This window comes from Aliihoeflea sp. PC F10.4 (assembly GCF_054612275.1).
This window is the reverse complement of record NZ_JBTSWH010000001.1, coordinates 3,116,604-3,134,719: the sequence shown is the minus strand read 5'-3', so window position 1 is coordinate 3,134,719 and position 18,116 is coordinate 3,116,604. Positions and strand designations below refer to the sequence as shown.

The following is an 18,116-nucleotide window of genomic DNA, read 5'->3' as shown; positions in this document are numbered from 1 at the left end:
GGGCGAGCAACTGAAAGCGCTCGACGGTTTGCTCGTGGATACCGGTGCCGCGCTCGAATCCCTGCCTCAGGTCGTGCTGACCGAAGATGCCGCGGCCCGCATCCGTCTCGGCAATCCGGTCATCATCCGGGGGCGGGATGCACCGGTAGAGGCCGACGAGGCTTGCGCGACCGCGCGTGGCAAGCTGGTCGCGATCGGCATGATCGAAGCCGGCATGTTCAAGCCGAAGCGCGTTTTCGCCGGTTGAAGACTGGCGGCAACCACCTTGCTGCCGCATTGCCATTTTAGCGATCCGTGAAAAATCGGCCGATTCGCGATTGACTGCGTCGGCCTGTCGTCATTTGTTAACGCGGGTCTGCCGGATCGTGCGATAGAATGCCGGACGCAATTCGTCCTTGCGTGCGTGTTGGGGGTCAATTTGAGCGACAGGGAAAATGCCGCGGGGGAGGACGCCGAGAGCGTCAGGCGGCGTCGGCCAATGCCGGTCGCGACCCTTCTTGCGGCGCTGGTCGCCGTTGCGTTGATCCCGACGCTTCTGTTCATCGCGGTTCTGCTGGAGCGCAACAACCGTTCGCAGCAGGACATATTGACGACGCTCGCCGAAGCGACGGCAGGGTCGATCTCCGAAACCGTCGACCGCGAGCTCGTGGGAATGGTGACGACGCTGCGCGTACTTTCAACGGCGCGTTCTCTCCATCTCGACAATCGAAACGAGTTCTACGAACGGGCGTCCGTCGCCCTTGAGGAAACGAATTCCTATTTCATACTCCTCGACGAAAATCTCGATCAGCTTTTCAACACCCGTGTTCCATTCGGAACGGAACTTGGCCCGACCTCCGATCCGGAGCCGGTCCGCCACGCCCTTGCCACGGGCAACACCGTCGTCTCGAATGCATTTTTCGGCCAGACTGCACAAAAATGGGTGGTCAACGTCATCGTACCGTGGACCGATGGTATCATGCGCCGCGCGCTGGTTCTCGCGCAAAATGCCGAGGACCTCACGAGTGTCATTGCGGGGCAGAACCTGCGTGGCGGATGGAACGCTTCGGTCGTTGACGGGAACGGCATCGTCATTGCGACCACGTTCATGTCGTCCGAAATCGGCAAGCCCTTCTTCCTGTGGCCGAACGGCCGTCCCGATGGCCCGCCCTCGCGCACGACCGTGTCCGTTCAGGGCGAGGATTACGAGACGATCGCGGTCAATTCGAAGCTGAGTGGCTGGCAGGTCGTGGTCTGGTCGCCGTCGGATATCGTCGCGGGCCCGCAGACGCGGGCGTTGCAGGCATTCGCGTTCGGCGGCATCCTGCTCGCGCTTTTGAGCGCGCTCGCCGCGTGGATACTCGGCCGCCAGCTTTCACGGCCCGTTCGCGAACTCGAAGCCGACGCGCGCCGTCTGGGGAGCGGCGAGCCAGTGGTGGCAAAGCCTTACGGCGTTGCCGAAATCGCTTCGATATCCGCCGCGCTGGCCGAAGCCTCGCGCGACCGGCAGAAGGCGGAAAACGAAATCCGCTTCCTGATGCGCGAAGTCGCGCACCGCTCCAAGAACCAGTTGACCGTCGTTTCCTCGATCGCCAAGCAGACGGCGCGGCATGCAACGGATTTCGCCGCCTTTCAGGACTCGTTTCAAAAACGCGTGCAGGGACTGGCGCGCTCGACCGATCTTTTGATCGCGGGCGGTGCGGGAGGGGTCGAATTGCGGGAACTTCTTGAAGCGCAAATCGAAGTCTTCCGGCCCGACGACGAAACGCGACTTTCCATGGAAGGTCCGCGCGTTCGCCTGTCCCATCAAGCCGCCCAGACGATTGGCCTTGCGGTGCACGAACTCGCGACCAATGCGGCCAAATACGGTGCTTTCACTACGGCGAACGGCCATCTGGCCATCGCCTGGACGGTCGACGACGACCAGTTGGCTATCGACTGGCGGGAGACGGTGCCGGGTTTCGTTGCGCAGGAGGAAGGCCGTGGTTTCGGTTCCGAGGTCATCGAACGCATGCTGGGCGGCACGCTCGATGCGCAGATCGAACGAACGATCGGGCCGAAGGGTCTTATCTGCCGCTTTGTCATGCCGATCGAGAAATTGCGGCCGGAACCGGATGCGGCAATAGGCGAGCGCAAGACCGGCTGACGCGGCTCGGCCGCCTGCGGCTAGCGTGCGGGCGCAAAGACGGAATTCTCTGGCTTTTGTCGCACAACTCCATTATATGCGCGCCATCGCCGCAGATTTTGCCGCGACCATTGGCCCCCGCTGGACGACATCCCGGCCGTGGGCGACCCCGTTCCTCCATTTCGAAAGGAAGCACTCGATGTCGATTACCGCTGAACGCAAGCAGGAACTGCTCACTGAATTCGGGACCAAGAAGGGCGATACCGGTTCTCCGGAAGTCCAGGTCGCGCTGCTCTCCGAGCGGATCAAGAACCTGACCGAGCACTTCAAGGACCACAAGAAGGACAACCATTCCCGACGTGGTCTTCTGGCTCTCGTCTCACAGCGCCGTCACCTCCTTGACTACCTCAAGGGCAAGGATGAAGGCCGCTACCAGACGCTGATCGGCAAGCTCGGCCTGCGCCGCTAACAGTTTTTCCGGCGGGATCGCTTGCGACCCCGCCGGTTTTCGCATTCGGGCATGAGGCCCGACCGCCCTCGATGAGGGGCGCTCCATGGGATCGGTCATGGGGCAGGATTGCAGGATGCTCGCGCCGACGGCGCTTTTGAAGAGCCTCCCGTTGTCTTGCCCGTGGCTCATCCCGCCAGACAAGGGGCCGTGATACGGCGGGCAAAGGTCCGCCCGCACGGTCCACGAAAGGACAAGACATGTTCAATCACCACCGCGTCGAAATCGAGTGGGGCGGTCGCCCGCTCGTTCTGGAAACGGGCAAGGTCGCCCGCCAGGCCGACGGCGCCGTCGTCGCCACCTATGGCGAGACCGTCGTTCTGGCCACCGTCGTTTCGGCCAAGGAGCCGAAGCCGGGCTTCGACTTCTTCCCGCTGACCGTGAACTACCAGGAAAAGACCTATGCGGCCGGCAAGATCCCCGGCGGCTTCTTCAAGCGCGAAGGCCGTCCGAGCGAAAAGGAAACGCTGGTTTCCCGCCTGATCGATCGTCCGATCCGCCCGCTCTTCGCAGACGGCTACAAGAACGACACGCAGGTCGTCGTCACCGTCATGCAGCATGACCTCGAAAACGATCCGGACATTCTGGCGATCGTCGCGACTTCGGCCGCGCTGACGCTTTCGGGCGTTCCGTTCATGGGCCCGATCGGCGGCGCACGCGTCGGCTACATCAACGGCGAATACGTTCTCAACCCGCATCTCGATGAGATGCCCGAATCCAAGCTCGACCTCGTCGTCGCCGGCACGTCCGACGCCGTCCTCATGGTCGAGTCGGAAGCGCAGGAACTCGACGAAGAGACGATGCTCGGCGCCGTCATGTTCGGCCACCGCGCGTTCCAGCCTGTCATCGACGCGGTCATCAAGCTCGCTGAAGTCGCCGCCAAGGAGCCGCGCGACTTCGTTCCGGCCGATCATTCCGCCCTTGAAGGTGAAATGCTCAAGCTGGTCGAAGGCGAACTGCGCGACGCCTACAAGAACACTGACAAGCAGAAGCGTTACGCTGCCGTCGACGCCGTCAAGGCGAAGGTGAAGGCGCATTTCACGCCGGCCGACGGCGAAGAAGCCAAGTACACCTCCGAAGTCATCGGCACGGTGTTCAAGTCGCTTCAGGCAAAGATCGTTCGCTGGAACATCCTCGACACCAAGAGCCGCATCGACGGCCGCGACCTTTCGACGGTCCGTCCGATCGTGTCGGAAGTCGGCATCCTGCCGCGCACGCACGGCTCGGCACTGTTCACCCGCGGCGAGACGCAGGCGATCGTGGTCGCCACGCTCGGCACCGGCGAAGACGAGCAGTTCATCGACGCGCTGACCGGCACGTACAAGGAACGCTTCCTGCTCCACTACAATTTCCCGCCCTATTCGGTCGGTGAAACAGGCCGCATGGGTTCGCCCGGCCGCCGCGAGATCGGTCACGGTAAGCTCGCATGGCGCGCGGTCCGTCCGATGCTTCCGGCTGCCGAACAGTTCCCCTATACGCTGCGTCTCGTATCCGAGATCACCGAATCCAACGGCTCGTCCTCGATGGCGACCGTTTGCGGCGCTTCGCTGGCGCTGATGGATGCGGGCGTTCCGCTGACCAAGCCGATCGCGGGCATCGCCATGGGCCTGATCAAGGAAGACGAGCGCTTCGCGGTTCTGTCCGACATTCTCGGCGACGAGGATCACCTCGGCGACATGGACTTCAAGGTGGCCGGTACGCAGGACGGCATCACGTCGCTTCAGATGGACATCAAGATCGAAGGCATCACCGAGGAGATCATGAAGATCGCTCTCGGCCAGGCAAAGGACGGTCGCGTCCACATCCTCGGTGAAATGGCCAACGCCATCACCGAAGGCCGTTCGGAACTCGGCGAGTTCGCCCCGCGCATCGAGGTCATGAACATCCCGACCGACAAGATCCGCGACGTGATCGGCTCGGGCGGCAAGGTCATCCGCGAAATCGTGGAAAAGACCGGCGCCAAGATCAACATCGAAGACGACGGCACGGTGAAGATCGCCTCGTCGAACGCGAAGGAGATCGAGGCGGCAAAGAAGTGGATCCACACCATCGTGGCTGAGCCGGAGGTCGGCGAAATCTACGAAGGCACGGTCGTCAAGACCGCCGACTTCGGCGCTTTCGTGAACTTCTTCGGTCCGAAGGACGGTCTGGTTCACATCTCGCAGCTCGCTTCCGACCGCGTCGCCAAGACGACCGATGTCGTCAAGGAAGGCCAGAAGGTTTGGGTCAAGTTGCTCGGCTTCGACGAGCGCGGCAAGGTTCGCCTGTCGATGAAGGTCGTCGATCAGGAGACCGGCCAGGAAATCGCTCGCGAGAAGAAGTCCGCAGATGCCGAAGAGGCCGACGCGTAAATCTCGCGAAACACACTAGGAAACGGGCGCGATCTTCGCGCCCGTTTTTCTTTGCCCGCTTTTCTCCGGACCAGACCATGACCGACGCCAGCCAGACCTTGCTGCATCCTTTCGAAACGGGTTCGCTCGACCTGCCGGGCGAGGGGGCCGTACTCTTCTTGAACGCAACAGAAAATGCGGCAAGGGGATTGCGCGGGCAGGACATGACGGCCGTTCAGGATTTTCGGCCTGAATTCCTGCGCCTCGACCGTGCCGGCGTCAGGCCGGTGCAGGAACCGGACGGAAGCGACTACGCGATGGCGCTTGTTCTATGCGGCAAGCACCGCGCGCTGAACGAGCATTGGGTCGCCGAAGCCAATGCGCGCACGCGCCTCGGCGCTCAAATCGTGGTAGCGGGCCTCAAGACCGACGGCATCGATAGTCTGAAGAAGCGCATCGGCGCTTCCACGGAGATTTTGGGGCAGGCGTCGAAGCATCACGGCAAGGTTTTCTGGTTTGCCGGTAACGGGTCGATTGTTGCGCCGCTCTCAACGGTCGAGGTCGAAGGTGGGTTCGTGACGACACCTGGCCTGTTTTCACATGACCGGATCGATGCCGGATCGAAACTTTTGGTCGAGCATCTGCCAGACGATCTTTTCGGTGCGGTCGCCGACATCGGCGCCGGCTGGGGCTATCTCGCGGTCAACGTGGCGCAGCGATGCCGCAAGGTGAAGCGCATCGATCTTTTCGAGGCAGGGTTCGCTGCCTCTCGCGCGGCCGAAGCCAACATGAAGGCGCTCGCGCCTGATATGGAAAGCCGCACGCGTTGGTTCGATGTGACGAGTGAAGACCCCAGGGCGCTCTACGACGCCGTCGTCATGAACCCGCCCTTCCATACCGTTCGCAAGGGCGATCCGGATGTCGGCATTGCGATGATCGAGGCGGCACGACGGTTTTTGAAGCCCGGCGGGCGTCTCTTCATGGTCGCCAACAGCCATCTGCCCTATGAAGCGGCGCTCAAGGCGTTCTCTCAAGTTCGCGAATTGGTGCGTACCAGCGGCTTCAAGGTGATTGCCGCGCGCAGATAGTCAGGAAACCGCGCGCAGATGCGATTTCGCCGCCGCAGTATCGGTGGCGAGGGGGGCGGGCTTTCCGTAATAATAGCCCTGGACGATGTTGCAGCCGGCAGCTTTGAGAAGCGTCGCCTGATGCTCGGTTTCCACGCCCTCTGCTATGGTGTGGACGCCGAGTGCGCGCGACAGACCGACGATCGTCGAGACGATCGCACCCGTATTGCTGTCGCTGTTGATGCGCTGGATGAAAGATTGGTCGATCTTGAGCTTGTGGAACGAGAAATCGATCAGGTAGCTCAAATTGGAATAGCCGGTGCCGAAATCGTCGACGGCCACCGTCAGCCCCATCGCCGTGAGTTGTTTCAAGATCGCCGCGGCCCGCTCGCGGTCCTGCATCATCGCCGTCTCGGTGATCTCCAGTTCCAGACGTGACGGCGCAATGCCGGTTTCGGCGATGACGGCTGCAACGTCGGCGACGAAGTCGCGCTTCATGAACTGTACCGGCGAAATATTGACGGCAACGAAACAGTCGGACGGCAGTCGTCTGGCGTCGAGGCAGGCCTGACGCAGCGCCCATGCCCCGATCTGCGTGATGAGACCAGTTTCTTCAGCGATCGGGATGAACTCGTCCGGCGGGATCGTGCCGTGCAGCGCGTGGTTCCAGCGTATCAGCGCCTCGTAGCCGACGATCCGGCCGGTCGAAAGGTCGTGCTGCGGCTGATAGTGAAGCGCGAAGCCGCCGCGTTCGAAAGCTCCCTGCAATTCGGATTCGATCCACTGTCGATAATCGGCGACTTCGCCCATTTCGGGATGATAGACGGCCCAGCCGCCGATGCCGGATGTGCGCGCATGCTGGATGGCAAGGTTGGATCGGCGCAGCAGGAGTTCGGGCTCAAAGCCGTCCTTGGGGAGTGAAACGATGCCGATGGACAGGCTGACCGACTGGAGATGGGAGGCGAGCCGATAGGGCTTTGCCATGCGATCAAGAAGGTGGTCGACCATCAGGTCGATGCGTTCGCCGCCATCATCGTCGATCAAAAGGGCGAATTCGCCCGCCGCGATGCGGCCTATACGAGTGCCGGCTGGAACGGATTGCTGAAGGCGTTCGGCGAAGAACCGGACGAGTTCATCACCATTCGAATAGCCGATTGCGTCATTGATCGATTTGAAGCGATTGATCTCGATATCGACGAGAAAGATTGGCTTTCCGGTCGTCCGGGTTTGCTCTGCCGCCGCTGCGATCGTCGTCATCGTGGCCTTGCGGCCGGGCATCCCGGTCAACTTGTCATGCGTCGTCTCGTAATGGACGTACTGCACGGATTCGTCCACGCCTGCGAAAAAGGATGCGGCAGAGCTGGCGGCTGCAAGCGCGCAAAGAGCAGCCATGATCAGCCCCACCACCGCCGCCGGGAAAAATTCGACGCCACCGGACGTGCCAAACCGCGCCGCCGCAAGACCGATGGCGAAACTGCCCATGGTGCAGGTACCGATCGTTATAAACCGGAAGGCTCGGGATCTGATCGGATTGCGATAGGGCATGCAGCGGCAACCTTGGTTCGCCAAGGTAATATCGCACACATGTTAAAAACTCATTTTCCGGTAAAAACGGCTATTCGCCGTCGCCGACGACCTTCTCGGTAGACTTCAACTCGCCAAGCGTCGGCATCGAGGTGATGTGGTATCCCGAATCCACATAGTGGATTTCGCCGGTAACGCCGGATGAAAGGCCTGAAAGCAGGTAAAGAGCCGATCCGCCCACCTCGTCAATGGTGACGGTGCGGCGCAGGGGTGAGTTGCGCTGCTGGTAGGTGAACATGAGCCGCGCATCCGAAATGCCCGCACCAGCGAGGGTCCGAACAGGACCGGCGGAGATTGCGTTGACGCGAATGTCCTTCGGCCCGTAATCGTCGGCCAGATAGCGCACGGAAGCCTCGAGAGCCGCCTTGGCGACGCCCATGACGTTGTAGTTCGGCATGACGCGCACGGAGCCTGCATAGGTCAGCGTCAGCATCGAGCCGCCGGGATTCATGATCTCGGCCGCCTTGCGGGCGATTTCCGTGAAAGAATAACACGAGATGACCATCGTGCGCGTGAAGTTGTCCTTCGTCGTATTCGCGTAAAGGCCCTTCAACTCGTTCTTGTCGGAAAAGCCGATCGCATGCACGACGAAATCGATCGTGCCCCATTCTTCCCTGAGCGCATCGAAGACGCTGTCGATGGAGGCGGAATCTTCCACGTCGCAGGAAAGAACCAGTTTCGCGCCGACCTTTTCCGCCAGCGGCTTCACGCGGCGGCCGAATGCGTCGCCCTGATAGGTGAAGGCGAGTTCAGCGCCGTGTTCGGCAAGCTTCTGCGCGATGCCCCACGCGATCGAGTGATCGTTCGCGACGCCCATGACGAGGCCGCGTTTTCCTTTCATCAAACCGTCCATGCGCTCAATCCTGGTAGCGCTGGAAGACCAGCGTCGCGTTGGTGCCGCCGAAGCCAAACGAATTCGACAGTGCGATGTCGAACTTGGCATCGTCTATGCGCTTGCGAACAACCGGCATGCCTTCGAATTCGGGATCGAGCGTTTCGATATGGGCGCTTTCGCCGATGAAACCGGACTGCATCATCAAAAGCGAATAGATCGATTCCTGAACGCCCGCAGCGCCAAGCGAATGGCCGGTCAGCGACTTGGTGGACTGGATGTGCGGAATCTTGTCGCCGAACACGTCGCGGATCGCGCCCATTTCCTTGGAATCGCCGACCGGCGTCGAGGTGCCGTGGGTGTTGATGTAATCGACATCGCCCTTAACGGTAGAGAGCGCCTGACGCATGCAGCGCACCGCGCCTTCGCCGGAAGGGGCGACCATGTCGTGACCGTCCGACGTCGCGCCGTAGCCGACGATCTCGGCGTAGATTTTCGCGCCGCGCGCCTTGGCCGCTTCCAGTTCCTCGACGACGAGAACGCCTGCGCCACCCGCGATGACGAAGCCGTCGCGGCCCTCGTCATAGGCGCGCGAGGCGACTTCCGGCGTCTCATTGTATTTCGACGACATCGCGCCCATCGCATCGAAGAGGTTCGACATCGTCCAGTCGAGATCCTCGTGGCCGCCCGCGAAGACGCGGTCCTGCTTGCCCCACTGGATGAGCTCGTAGGCGTTTCCGATGCAATGCGCCGAGGTCGAGCAGGCCGACGAAATCGAATAGTTGACGCCGTGAATCTTGAACCATGTTGCAAGCGTGGCAGACGCGGTGGAGGACATGGCCTTCGGCACGGCGAACGGCCCGATGCGCTTTGGGCTGCCCTTTTCGCGCACGATGTCGGCCGCGTCGACGATCTGGCGTGTGGACGGCCCGCCCGAACCCATGATGATGCCGGTGCGCTCATTGGTGATCTCGGCTTCGCCGAGGCCCGCATCCTTGATCGCCTGTTCCATGGCGACGTGGTTCCACGCGCCGCCCTTCGACAGGAAGCGCATCGCGCGCCGGTCGACCAGTTCGGAGGCGTCCAGCTCCGGCTTGCCCCAGACCTGGCATTTGAAGCCGTGCTCGGCAAAATCCGGCGAGAACGAAATGCCCGAGCGCGCATCGCGCAGCGAGGCCGTGACTTCTTCGGCATTGCTGCCGATCGAGGATACGATCCCCAGTCCCGAAATGACGACGCGTCTCATGTCGCGCTCCACTGGTTGCGGGTCGAACGACCCTGAATTCGCGAAAAAGCTCAGGCAGCTTCCTGCTTGGAAAGTCCGACCTTGAGGTCGGTTGCCTTATAGATCTGCTCGCCATCGGCCTTCAGCCAGCCATCGGCGATGCCGAGAACGAGGCGGCCGCGCATGACACGCTTGAAGTCGACGCCGTATTCGACCTTTTTGACCGAAGGCGTGACCATGCCCTTGAACTTCACCTCGCCGGTGGAAAGGGCCATGCCTTTTCCTTCCTCGCCCAGCCAGCCGAGGAAAAATCCGGTCAACTGCCACATGGCGTCGAGGCCGAGGCAGCCGGGCATCACGGGATTGCCGATGAAATGGCAGGGGAAGAACCACAGGTCCGGCTTGATGTCGAATTCGGCACGGATATAGCCCTTGCCGAATTCGCCGCCCGTTTCGCTGATGTCGGTGATGCGGTCGAACATGAGCATCGGCGGCGCGGGAAGCTGTGCGTTGCCGGGGCCGAAGAGATCGCCGCGCGCGCAGGCAAGAAGATCTTCGTATCCGTAGCTCGATTTCTGTTCAGCCATATTGCTCCGTCCCGTTGACGCGGCCGGTTGGCCGTTTGCGATGTCCCTAGCATAGTCTGTTTGACGCTGGAAACCGCGTTCGCGCTTATATCGACCGCAAGACGGGGTCAATGCGTCGCTATTGATCGCAAGGCGGCTTGCGAATATATCTGGGCGCAATGGGTTGCTCATGGCCCGAAACGAGAATTGGTATCAACCGGCGAGCGCATGGCCACAGGCAGCGATTTTCCCGCAGAAGAGATTGAAACACGTGTCAGGAGCGCGGGTCTGCGCCCGACGCGTCAGCGCGTTGCGCTGGCTGATCTTCTCTTTGCCAAGGGCGATAGGCATTTGTCTGCCGAGGAGCTTCACGAGGAAGCCGTGATCGCCGGCGTCGCCGTGTCGCTTGCGACCGTCTACAACACGCTTCACCAATTCACGGATGCCGGGCTTCTGCGCATTCTGGCGGTGGAGGGTGCGCGGACCTATTTCGACACCAACACGTCAGACCACCATCATTTCTTCGTCGAAGGCGAAAACCGTGTGATGGATATCGATCACGGCCCGGTCAGCGTCACCAACCTGCCGGAGCCGCCCGAGGGCATGGAAATCGCCAATGTCGATGTGATCATCCGGCTGCGACCCAAGGCAAGCTGATCAATCCTGATAGGTCTCGCCGGGGTAGACGCCCCAGAGTTGAGCCTGCTCGACCCAGCCGCGGTGACCGCCGGCATCCACTTCGCACCATTGCCCGTTGCAGGCGCGGACCGACGCAATCACGCCCGGTTCCAAAATTGCGCGTAGCGGCGATGCGCTGTTGGCCTCGCGATGAAGCTTGACCTCGAATTCCTTGCCCTTGTGCCACGGAGCGGCCACGACCGTTCGGTTGCCGGAAAGCAGTGACTGGTTGATCCAGCCTTCGGCACCCTCGGCGTCCCGCACGCGCCGCCAATTGTCGTATTCCTGGATGATCTCCATCGGGACGCCCGACTTCGTGTACATCCACTCGACCGCGTAATTGGTGCCGGGACCGACGCGAAGATTGACGCGGTTGGCGCGCAGGCTGACATAGCGCGGCAGTGGCAGGCCGCTGGGGCCGACCTGTTGTGCGACCGCGACCGATCCTGCGGGCAACACGCCTTCCGCCACGACCCCTGTTGCCGCCAGCGCCACTGCGAAGGTGGTCAGGATCAAGCGGCGAAGTGCGGGACGAAAGGGCAGATGGGACTTCATATATGTCGAGACCTTGGAAAGGTTTTTCGGCTATAGCGGCGAGGGACCGTTCCCATGGCTGCAATGCCGGTGATTCCGGTTTTAAGTATCGGCGTTCTTGGTTAAAGAGGTCTCAACGTGTCAGGAGCCGAGGAAGCCATGACAGGCCGAAAGAAGCCGCAGGTCGTCATCACCCGCAAATTGCCCGATCAGGTCGAGACGCGCATGCGCGAACTTTTCGACGCGCGGCTGAACATGGACGACCGGCCAATGGCGCAGCCCGAACTGGTGGCGGCCGTGCGCGAGGCGGACGTGCTCGTTCCCACCGTGACTGACAGGATCGATTCGGCACTGATCGAGCAGGCCGGTCCGAGCTTGAAGCTCATCGCAAATTACGGCAACGGCGTCGACAATATCGATGTTGCGGCCGCCGCGAAAAAGGGCATCACGGTCACCAACACGCCGAACGTTCTGAACGAAGACACCGCAGACATGACGATGGCGCTGATGCTCGCCGTGCCGCGCCGTCTGGTGGAAGGGGCTGCTGTTCTCACCGAAACCGGAAAATGGGACGGATGGTCGCCGACATGGATGCTGGGGCGGCGCGTGCGGGGTAAGCGCCTTGGCATCATCGGCATGGGACGCATCGGAACGGCCGTCGCGCGGCGGGCCAAGGCGTTCGGCCTGTCGATCCATTATCACAACCGCAACCGCGTCGCGCCGCAGATCGAGGACGAGTTGGAGGCGACCTACTGGGAAAGCCTCGACCAGATGCTGGCCCGCATGGACATCATTTCGGTGAACTGCCCCTCGACGCCGGCAACGTTCCATCTTCTGTCCGCCCGCCGGCTGGCGCTGATGCAGCCCTCGGCCTATCTCGTGAATATCGCGCGCGGGGACATCATCGATGAGGACGCGCTGATAAAGATGCTCCAAACGGAAAAGCTGGGTGGCGCGGGCCTTGACGTTTTCGAGCACGAACCGGCGGTCAATCCAAAGCTGCGCAAGCTGGCCGAAAAGGGCAAGGTGGTGATCCTGCCGCATATGGGGTCGGCGACGATCGAGGGCCGCATCGACATGGGCGAGAAGGTCATCATCAACATCCGCACCTTTTTCGACGGGCACCGCCCACCCGATCGCGTGCTGCCGAACAGGGTGTGATCGGTCGCGTGACCAGGCTCGATCAGGTCGGAAGCCGCATCATCAAGGCGCGCATTATCATTGTCCCTTGGGAATGTTCGCTATGAATTTTTGCGGGGATGTGTCCATCCAAAGCCGGGATCGGGCTTCGCCACCACTCGATCTCGTGCTCCGGCACGACCCAGCTCAAGATGATGGCGAAATCTTCATCGATCAAATCCACCAGCGCTGACTTTTTCTCGTCGTCGAGGCGCTCCCACTCGGGACGGAACACGTCTACAAATCTGTTCCAGTCTTCGTCACCGGAATATGCGTCAAGCAGACAATCGATTTCGTTCATCTTGAGCCGCTGATAGCCTTGTATCTGACCACGTCGAAGCGAGCGCCAAGCCCGTCGTAAAGCAGGAGCCTGCCGATCAGCGGTTCGCCCGCCCCGGTGATCAGCTTGATGACTTCCATCGCCTGTAACGTGCCGATGACGCCGACAAGCGCGCCGACGACGCCCGCTTCCGCGCAGCTCGGCACGAGGCCATCGGGCGGTGGTTCGGGAAAAAGATCCCGGTAGGTCGGGTTGAGGCGATCATCGGCTCCGGTCTCGAACGGCTTCAGCACCGTCACCGACCCGTCGAAACGCCCGACCGCGCCGGTCACGAGCGTGATCTTTGCCATCGCACAGGCGTCGGCAAGGGCATAGCGCGTAGAAAAATTGTCAGATCCGTCGACCGCAATGTCGTAACCGGCGAGAATGTCGGCTGCGTTGTCGGCAGTGAGGCGCAGCGGATGGGTGACGACTTTGACATGCGGATTGATGCGCCCGATCGCTTCGGCCGCGCTCGTTGCCTTCGCCTTTTCGATGTCGCCGGTCGCATGGATGATTTGCCGTTGCAGGTTTGACAGGGAAACGGCGTCGTCGTCGACGATGCCGAGCGTCCCGACGCCGGCCGCGGCAAGATAGAGCAAAACCGGAGCACCGAGTCCGCCTGCGCCGACCACAAGCACCCGCGCGCCTTTCAGCTTCTGCTGCCCCGCGCCGCCGATCTCCGGCAGCACGATGTGGCGCGCGTAACGTTCGATCTCTTCATCGGAAAGGGCAGGGGGCTGGGTCATGGTGCGATGGTAGGCTTTGGGCGCGCGATTGTCACCGCAGGGTAACGGTGCCGGAGCGGACGTCGAAAAACTGCGCGCGGCCATCGAGGCTGGAGAACAGGCTCGCATCCGTTCCCGTCATGAAAGCCTGGCAGTCAAGGTCGAGCAGGATATCGAAAAGCGCAGCGCGGCGGCCCGGATCGAGATGGGCAGCGATTTCGTCGAGAAGGAGGATCGGCGTGGAACCCGTCATCTCGGCGACGAGTCGCGCCTGTGATAAGATAATGCCCGTCAAAAGCGCTTTTTGTTCGCCGGTAGAGCACAGCGCGGCGGGCATGTCCTTCGGTCGGTGTCTGACGGTGAGGTCGGAGCGGTGCGGGCCTTCAAGCGTGCGGCCGGCGGCACGGTCGCGATAGCGATGCTCCGACAGGCGCGCCGCAAAGGCCGTTTCGATGTCGACCGCCGGCATTGTGCCGACCATGCCTTCCACAAACCCTTCGAGCGCGATGTCGGATTTTGGGAACGGGCCGTCATCCGGCAGCTTCTCGATCATCGCGCCGAGGAAGCCGACGAGCTCCATACGCGCCGAGGCGATTGCGACGCCGGTTTCGGCCATCTGTGTCTCGATCGCCTCGAACCAGCCTTCGTCGCGGCTGTTCTCGGAAAACAGCCGGTTGCGTCCGCGCATCGCCTTTTCATAGTCGAGCGCGCGCTTGCCGTGTTGCGGATCGATAGCGAGAACGAGGCGGTCGAGGAAGCGACGGCGATCACCGGCTGGCCCGTTGAAAAGCGCATCCATCGCCGGCACCAGCCAGATGACGCGCAGCCACTCGAGCAGTTCGTCCGCAGATTTCGCCGGCACGCCGTTGATGCGCACCTTACGGGCGGGCTCGATCTGGCCTGGCTGATCGGAAAGCGTGCCAGTGCCGAGCGAAGCCTCGCCGAACGCACCTTCGATCCGCGCATTGATGGCAAAGCCGGCCTCGGCCGCGACGCGGGTCACGTCCTCATGCGCCGCACGGCGAAGGCCACGTCCGGGCGTCAGAAAGGAAACGGCTTCCAGAAGATTGGTCTTGCCCGCACCATTGTCGCCGGTCAGGACGACCAGCCCGCGCTCGATGGTCAGGGAAAGCTGGCCGTAATTCCGGAAATTCGTAAGCGTGAACTTACGGATTGCGGTCTGTTCGGCCAAAGCTTCGGTCCGGCGATCAGACGCGCATCGGCATCAGGACGTAGAGCGTGTCCGCATCCGTGCCGTCCTGAATGAGCGTCGGCGAGCCGGCATCGGCCAGCATGAACTGCGCTTCCTCGCCCGAAAGCTGTGCGGCGACGTCGAGCAAATATTTGGCGTTGAAGCCGATTTCGAGCGGGTCGGCCGCGTAGTCGGCTGCGACCTCTTCCGTTGCGCTGCCCGAATCCGGATTGTTGACCACGAGCGTGACCATACCGTCGCCGATCGACAACTTCACCGCGCGCCCACGTTCCGACGAGACGGTCGATACGCGGTCGACTGCCTGCGCAAAGGTCTGCCGGTCGATGACCAGACGCTTGTCGTTGCCGGTTGGGATGACGCGCTGATAGTCCGGGAATGTGCCGTCGATCAGCTTAGAGGTCAGGACGATGGAACCGATCGTGAAGCGGATCTTGGTGTCGGAAAGCTCAATCGCGATTTCGAGATCTGGCTGGTCGACGAGCTTTTGCAGTTCCGACACGGTCTTGCGTGGAATGATGATACCCGGCATGCCTTCCGAGCCGTGCGGGGCTTCATTTTCGGCGCGGGCCAGGCGGTGTCCGTCCGTCGCGACCGAGCGCAGCCGCAACCGGCCGTCCGCTTCGATGGTGTGCAGATAGATGCCGTTCAGATAGTAGCGGGTCTCTTCGGTCGAGATCGCGAATTGCGTCTTGTCGATGAGGCGCTTCACGCCATCGGCCGGCATTTTGAATTGGTGGGTGAAAGACCCGGCCGTCAGTTCGGGGAAATCGGCCTGAGGCAGGCACTGGAGGCGGAAGGACGAGCGGCCCGAGACGACCGACATCGCGTTTCCGCTCTCGTCGAGCTTGAGCATGACTTCCGAGCCGTCCGAAAGCTTGCGGACGATATCGTAGAGAAGATGGGCGGGCACTGTCGTCGCGCCGGCCTGCTCGACGCGGGCGGGCGTCGCTTCGGTGATTTCGAGGTCGAGATCGGTCGCCTTCAGCGACAGGCTTTCCCCATCCGCGCTCAGAAGCACGTTGGACAGGATCGGGATCGTGTTTCGCCGTTCGACGACCCGGTGAACGTGGTTAAGCGATTTGAGAAGGTTCGACCGTTCGAGGATGACGCGCATGACCGATGAAACTCGCGAAAGACTTGAATTTCCAAGCTCGCCGGAGCCGGCAAGCGGGTGCGCAAACTGACAGCAAAACCAAAGGAAACGCAAGGGCGGGCCGCTTCTAACGGCCCGCAATGGTGGATAAGGCGTGGATAGCTGTGCTTATGCCTGATCTGAGATCAGCCGCTTCAGGAGTTCGAGTTCCTGCGCCATCTTGGTGTCGCCGCCCGAAAGGTCTTCGATCTTGCGCACCGCATGCAAAACCGTCGTGTGATCGCGTCCGCCAAAACGTCGTCCGATCTCCGGCAGCGAGCGCGGCGTCATGATCTTTGCCAGATACATGGCGATCTGGCGCGGCTTGACGATGGTCCGGGTGCGCCGGTTCGACAAAAGCTCGGTCTTCGACACATTGTAGTGCCGCGCGACGATGCGCTGGATGTCCTCGATGCGAACACGTTTCGGCTCGCCCGAGCGATACATATGGCCGAGAATCTCGTCGATGCGGTCGACCGTGAGCTGCGGTTCGAAGGACTGGCGGAACAGTAGCTGGTTGAACGCTCCTTCGAGCTCGCGGCCCGATCCGGTGACAGTCTGTGCAATGTGCTCCAGAACGCCGTCGGCAATCGCGGTCGACGGGTCTTCGGCCGTCGCAGTGGCCAGCCGCTGCTGAAGCATGGACAGGCGCATCGAGAAGTCGGGCGTCGCCATTTCCAGCGCAACGCCGCCATTGAGGCGCGAGCGCACGCGCGGCTCCAGCGATTCCAGTTCTGACGGTGGGCGGTCGGCAGCCACGACGACCTGACGTGCGCTGTCGAGCAGCGTGTTGATCAGGTGGCAGAACTCATGCTGGATCGACTTGCCCTGCAAGAACTGCATGTCGTCGATGATCAAAAGGTCGATGTCGCGCAGCTGCTCCTTGAAGGTGAGGGCATTGTTGTCGCGGATCGCGGTGGCGAAGCGCCACATGAAATATTCAGCCGTCAGATAGACAACGCGCGATTGGGGGCGCCGCTGCAGCGCTTCGGCGGCAATCGCCTGCAACAGATGTGTCTTGCCGAGCCCGACCGAGGCATGAAGGAAAAGCGGGTTGAACCGGACGGCGCTCGACGCGCTCTCGGCGACCGCGCGGGCGGCGGCGAAGGCGACACGGTTGGAGGGGCCGTCGACGAAGGATTCGAACGTGTAGCGGCTGTCGAGTGGAGAGCCGAGGACCGACTGGCGCTGAGCCATCGGTTCGCTGGCTGCACGCAAGGGGGAGGGCGCAGCCGATGCGTTGCGCAGCGGCATGACCGTCACGTTCCCACCTGCCGGCTGACGCTGGCGGCCTGCCTGGACGTCATCGTCTTCGGCGCTCTTGACCGGGCGCGTGGCGCTACGCACCACGATCTCGACCTTCAGGACGGACGGATCGGACTGCTTCCAAAGATCCGCGATGAGATCGCGGTAATGGCCGTTGATCCACTGGCGCAGGAACGCGGTCGGCACCGAAAGGCGGACGATGCCGCGCGAGGCTTCCGCAATCTGCATGCGTCCAAACCAGCTGGAATAAACGTCATTGCCGAGCCTTGCCTTCAACTGCGCGGTGACACGTTCGAAAACCGTATTCACCTCCGGCGTGGCCGCACTCTCCATTCCCTGTCCCTCGATCTGCCCGTCCGCAATACGAGCATCTGCCCGTACACCCGCCTCGACACCACTTTGCATTCTCTCAAGCGCCCCTGTTGTGCGTGCTGCAGGATCGGTCGCCTTTTTGTTGCGCATCGAAACCGGCCTCAACTGGCCGGCCCCGTCTCGATGCGCTCTGGCGTACTCGTCCGCTGACATCCATTTTCTCCAAGGCTTCGGCTGTTTGCCAAAACCTCGCCTTCATTCTTCCCGTCCAACTCCGATTTACGCTGCGCACAAAACGCTATTGCTCCGACCAGTGGCCGGCACGGAAGCACACCGTCGCGCGGACGGCGAAGACTGATACATTGGCGTTGACAGCGGACAAGCCGACAGCGTGCACAGACGACGTCTGCGTTGCGCGACTGGCCAGATTTTTCTTAAATCTGCAGGCGTTTTGCCTGCCCCTCTCAATGACCCGACATTACAAAAGGCTGCGGTGTACAGGCAAGGCCGACATAACGGATTCTTCATCTGTGAAGTCT

The 18,116-nt window shown here is 61.8% G+C and carries 16 protein-coding genes and 1 pseudogene; 7 read left to right on the top strand and 10 right to left on the bottom strand.

Going from position 1 to position 18,116, the window contains the following annotated elements; translation table 11 throughout:
- Positions 1–16: 16 nt before the first annotated feature.
- The 5 genes and pseudogenes from ACX82Z_RS15695 to ACX82Z_RS15675 form a co-directional block, all read left to right on the top strand.
- Positions 17–247 (top strand): annotated as a pseudogene (locus ACX82Z_RS15695) (tRNA pseudouridine(55) synthase TruB); the annotation flags it as partial.
- Positions 248–478: 231 nt separating this feature from the next.
- A complete protein-coding gene (locus tag ACX82Z_RS15690; protein ID WP_459590014.1) occupies positions 479–2,125 on the top strand; it encodes a sensor histidine kinase in 1,647 nt (548 codons plus the stop codon).
- A 76-nt stretch (positions 2,126–2,201) separates the two neighbouring features.
- Positions 2,202–2,573, top strand: coding sequence for a 30S ribosomal protein S15 (rpsO, locus tag ACX82Z_RS15685; protein WP_459590012.1), 372 nt, complete (start codon positions 2,202–2,204; stop codon positions 2,571–2,573).
- Positions 2,574–2,812: 239 nt separating this feature from the next.
- Positions 2,813–4,963, top strand: a complete 2,151-nt coding sequence (pnp, locus tag ACX82Z_RS15680) for a polyribonucleotide nucleotidyltransferase (protein WP_459590011.1) — start codon at positions 2,813–2,815, stop codon at positions 4,961–4,963.
- A 77-nt stretch (positions 4,964–5,040) separates the two neighbouring features.
- Positions 5,041–6,030, top strand: a complete 990-nt coding sequence (locus ACX82Z_RS15675) for a class I SAM-dependent methyltransferase (RefSeq protein WP_459590010.1) — start codon at positions 5,041–5,043, stop codon at positions 6,028–6,030.
- On the opposite strand, the gene ACX82Z_RS15670 is transcribed toward ACX82Z_RS15675, so the two are convergent.
- From ACX82Z_RS15670 to fabA, 4 genes are all read right to left on the bottom strand, one after another.
- A complete protein-coding gene (locus ACX82Z_RS15670; RefSeq protein ID WP_459590009.1) occupies positions 6,031–7,491 on the bottom strand; it encodes a putative bifunctional diguanylate cyclase/phosphodiesterase in 1,461 nt (486 codons plus the stop codon). It lies immediately after the preceding gene.
- A gap of 133 nt (positions 7,492–7,624) precedes the next feature.
- A complete protein-coding gene (gene fabI, locus ACX82Z_RS15665; RefSeq protein ID WP_459590008.1) occupies positions 7,625–8,446 on the bottom strand; it encodes an enoyl-ACP reductase FabI in 822 nt (273 codons plus the stop codon).
- Between the two features lie 4 nt (positions 8,447–8,450).
- On the bottom strand, positions 8,451–9,671 hold the full coding sequence (gene fabB, locus ACX82Z_RS15660) for a beta-ketoacyl-ACP synthase I (RefSeq protein ID WP_459590007.1): 1,221 nt from the start codon (positions 9,669–9,671) through the stop codon (positions 8,451–8,453).
- Between the two features lie 50 nt (positions 9,672–9,721).
- Positions 9,722–10,237 (bottom strand): 3-hydroxyacyl-[acyl-carrier-protein] dehydratase FabA, encoded by a 516-nt coding sequence (gene fabA / locus ACX82Z_RS15655; RefSeq protein WP_459590006.1) that lies wholly within the window; start codon positions 10,235–10,237, stop codon positions 9,722–9,724.
- A 207-nt stretch (positions 10,238–10,444) separates the two neighbouring features.
- Here fabA and irrA point away from each other — a divergent pair, with 207 nt between their 5' ends.
- The gene (gene irrA / locus ACX82Z_RS15650; protein WP_459590005.1) at positions 10,445–10,873 is read left to right on the top strand and encodes an iron response transcriptional regulator IrrA; all 429 of its coding nucleotides are present in this window, start codon (positions 10,445–10,447) and stop codon (positions 10,871–10,873) included.
- Here irrA and ACX82Z_RS15645 read toward each other — a convergent pair whose 3' ends face one another.
- Positions 10,874–11,449, bottom strand: a complete 576-nt coding sequence (locus tag ACX82Z_RS15645; protein WP_459590003.1) for an SH3 domain-containing protein — start codon at positions 11,447–11,449, stop codon at positions 10,874–10,876. It abuts the gene before it with no gap.
- A gap of 138 nt (positions 11,450–11,587) precedes the next feature.
- Between ACX82Z_RS15645 and ACX82Z_RS15640 the strand changes: the two genes are divergently transcribed.
- On the top strand, positions 11,588–12,589 hold the full coding sequence (locus ACX82Z_RS15640) for a 2-hydroxyacid dehydrogenase (protein ID WP_459590002.1): 1,002 nt from the start codon (positions 11,588–11,590) through the stop codon (positions 12,587–12,589).
- A 22-nt stretch (positions 12,590–12,611) separates the two neighbouring features.
- Here the strand turns inward: ACX82Z_RS15640 and ACX82Z_RS15635 are convergent, their stop codons facing one another.
- The 5 genes from ACX82Z_RS15635 to dnaA all read right to left on the bottom strand — a co-directional run bounded on the left by ACX82Z_RS15635 (position 12,612) and on the right by dnaA (position 17,727).
- Complete coding sequence (locus ACX82Z_RS15635; RefSeq protein WP_459590001.1) at positions 12,612–12,908, bottom strand: hypothetical protein; 297 nt, start codon at positions 12,906–12,908, stop codon at positions 12,612–12,614.
- On the bottom strand, positions 12,905–13,675 hold the full coding sequence (locus tag ACX82Z_RS15630; RefSeq protein WP_459590000.1) for a molybdopterin-synthase adenylyltransferase MoeB: 771 nt from the start codon (positions 13,673–13,675) through the stop codon (positions 12,905–12,907). Before ACX82Z_RS15630 ends, ACX82Z_RS15635 begins: the two co-directional genes overlap by 4 nt.
- Positions 13,676–13,706: 31 nt before the next feature.
- Entirely contained in the window at positions 13,707–14,846 is a 1,140-nt protein-coding gene (recF, locus tag ACX82Z_RS15625; RefSeq protein WP_459589999.1) for a DNA replication/repair protein RecF, read from the bottom strand.
- A gap of 16 nt (positions 14,847–14,862) precedes the next feature.
- Positions 14,863–15,981, bottom strand: a complete 1,119-nt coding sequence (dnaN, locus tag ACX82Z_RS15620) for a DNA polymerase III subunit beta (protein WP_459589998.1) — start codon at positions 15,979–15,981, stop codon at positions 14,863–14,865.
- A 147-nt stretch (positions 15,982–16,128) separates the two neighbouring features.
- Positions 16,129–17,727: a chromosomal replication initiator protein DnaA gene (gene dnaA, locus ACX82Z_RS15615; protein ID WP_459911828.1), complete on the bottom strand. Its 1,599-nt coding sequence runs from the start codon at positions 17,725–17,727 to the stop codon at positions 16,129–16,131.
- Between the last annotated feature and the right edge of the window lie 389 nt (positions 17,728–18,116).

Bases quoted from the DNA above. Each gene is read 5' to 3' on its own strand.
- ACX82Z_RS15690 (WP_459590014.1), top strand. From the start codon at position 479: ATGCCGGTCGCGACCCTTCTTGCGGCGCTGGTCGCCGTTGCGTTGATC.
- pnp (WP_459590011.1), top strand. From the start codon at position 2,813: ATGTTCAATCACCACCGCGTCGAAATCGAGTGGGGCGGTCGCCCGCTC.
- ACX82Z_RS15670 (WP_459590009.1), bottom strand. From the start codon at position 7,491: ATGGGCAGTTTCGCCATCGGTCTTGCGGCGGCGCGGTTTGGCACGTCC.
- dnaA (WP_459911828.1), bottom strand. From the start codon at position 17,727: ATGCGCAACAAAAAGGCGACCGATCCTGCAGCACGCACAACAGGGGCG.
- irrA (WP_459590005.1), top strand. From the start codon at position 10,445: ATGGCCACAGGCAGCGATTTTCCCGCAGAAGAGATTGAAACACGTGTC.
- rpsO (WP_459590012.1), top strand. From the start codon at position 2,202: ATGCGCGCCATCGCCGCAGATTTTGCCGCGACCATTGGCCCCCGCTGG.
- ACX82Z_RS15630 (WP_459590000.1), bottom strand. From the start codon at position 13,675: ATGACCCAGCCCCCTGCCCTTTCCGATGAAGAGATCGAACGTTACGCG.
- fabB (WP_459590007.1), bottom strand. From the start codon at position 9,671: ATGAGACGCGTCGTCATTTCGGGACTGGGGATCGTATCCTCGATCGGC.
- fabA (WP_459590006.1), bottom strand. From the start codon at position 10,237: ATGGCTGAACAGAAATCGAGCTACGGATACGAAGATCTTCTTGCCTGC.
- dnaN (WP_459589998.1), bottom strand. From the start codon at position 15,981: ATGCGCGTCATCCTCGAACGGTCGAACCTTCTCAAATCGCTTAACCAC.
- ACX82Z_RS15635 (WP_459590001.1), bottom strand. From the start codon at position 12,908: ATGAACGAAATCGATTGTCTGCTTGACGCATATTCCGGTGACGAAGAC.
- fabI (WP_459590008.1), bottom strand. From the start codon at position 8,446: ATGGACGGTTTGATGAAAGGAAAACGCGGCCTCGTCATGGGCGTCGCG.
- ACX82Z_RS15640 (WP_459590002.1), top strand. From the start codon at position 11,588: ATGACAGGCCGAAAGAAGCCGCAGGTCGTCATCACCCGCAAATTGCCC.
- ACX82Z_RS15675 (WP_459590010.1), top strand. From the start codon at position 5,041: ATGACCGACGCCAGCCAGACCTTGCTGCATCCTTTCGAAACGGGTTCG.
- ACX82Z_RS15645 (WP_459590003.1), bottom strand. From the start codon at position 11,449: ATGAAGTCCCATCTGCCCTTTCGTCCCGCACTTCGCCGCTTGATCCTG.